The organism is Neopusillimonas maritima (assembly GCF_003576595.1).
GTDB lineage: Bacteria > Pseudomonadota > Gammaproteobacteria > Burkholderiales > Burkholderiaceae_B > Neopusillimonas > Neopusillimonas maritima.
In genome coordinates, this window is record NZ_NQOU01000019.1 from 1 (window position 1) to 1,703 (window position 1,703).

Sequence of the window (1,703 nt, forward strand, 5' to 3'; positions counted from 1 at the left end):
AGTGCCTCTGTCTCTACAACGGATGCCGCCGGCAACAGCACCAGTGCGTCCACTTCTCAGGGTTATACCGTCGATACTGAGATTGATGCTTCGATCACAGTCAACGATATTACTTCTGATAACGTCATCAACGCCGCCGAGTCTGGTGGTGATGTGACCGTCTCCGGCAGCGTCGGTGGTGATGTTCAGGATGGTGATACCGTCACCGTGACCGTCAATGGTCAGACCTACACGACCCAGGTGGCCGATGGTGCCTGGTCGGTGGATGTAGCCGGTTCCGACTTGGCTGCTGATACAACAGTTGATGTGTCTGTGACGACCACGGATGCAGCGGGCAACAGTGCCACTGCAACGGCCGAACACACGTACAGTGTAGATACGGAAGTCTCTGCCACGATCGCAATTGACACCATTGCGGGCGATGATGTCATCAACGCGACTGAAGCTGAAGGTGATGTGACCCTGACCGGTGCGGTCGGTGGTGATGTCCAGGACGGTGACACGGTTACTGTGACTGTGGGTGAGAACAGCTACGAAGCGACCGTCTCCGGCGGCACGTGGTCCGTCTCTGTTCCTGGCTCAGTTCTTGCCAATAACAGCAATGTGAGTGCATCTGTCTCCACAACGGATGCCGCAGGCAATACAGCGAACGCCTCGACCTCGCAGGGTTACACCGTTGACACCGAGATCGATGCGTCGATCACGGTTGATGACATTACGGCAGACAACATCGTCAATGCTGCTGAGTCTGGCGGTGATGTCACTGTCTCGGGTAGCGTCGGCGGTGACGTTCAGGATGGCGACACAGTCACCGTGACCGTCAATGGTCAGACCTACACAACGCAGGTGGCTGATGGTGCCTGGTCAGTGGATGTAGCGGGTGCTAATCTGGCTGCTGATACCTCTATCGATGTGTCGGTCACGACTACGGATGCAGCAGGTAACAGTGCCACTGCGACAGCGGAACACACATACAGTGTGGATACCGAGGTCTCTGCGACGATCGCGATCGACACGATTGCAGGCGATGATGTGATCAATGCTGCTGAAGCTGAGGGCGATGTGACCCTGACCGGTACGGTCGGTGGTGATGTGCAGGACGGCGACACGGTAACGATCACCGTAGGTGAGAACAGCTACGAGGCCACGGTCTTTGGCGGCACGTGGTCCGTCTCGGTACTGGGTTCAGTGCTGGCAGCGAATTCCAACGTATCTGCCTCGGTGACCATAACGGATGCTGCGGGCAACAGTACCAGTGCGTCCACTTCTCAAGGTTACACCGTTGATACCGAGATCGGCGCGTCGATCACGGTTAACGACATCACGTCCGATAACGTCATCAACGCCGCCGAGTCTGGTGGTGATGTGACCGTCTCCGGCAGCGTCGGTGGAGATGTTCAGGATGGCGACACCGTTACCATCACAGTAAACGGTCAGACCTACACGACCCAGGTGGCTGATGGTGCCTGGTCGGTGGATGTAGCGGGTGCTGATCTGGCAGCAGATAGTGCCATTAACGTCTCGGTCACGACGACTGATGCCGCTGGTAATACGGCAACCGCGACGGCCGAACACACTTACAGTGTAGATACGGAAGTGTCTGCGACGATCGCGATCGACACGATTGCTGGCGATGATGTGATTAACGCGGCTGAAGCTGAGGGTGATGTGACCCTGACCGGTACGGTCGGTGGTGATGTCCA

The 1,703-nt window shown here is 57.0% G+C and carries 1 protein-coding gene; it reads left to right on the plus strand.

The window, feature by feature from the left end:
- On the plus strand, positions 1-1,703 hold a 1,703-nt coding region (locus CJO09_RS15520; RefSeq protein WP_119443164.1), incomplete at both ends, for an Ig-like domain-containing protein.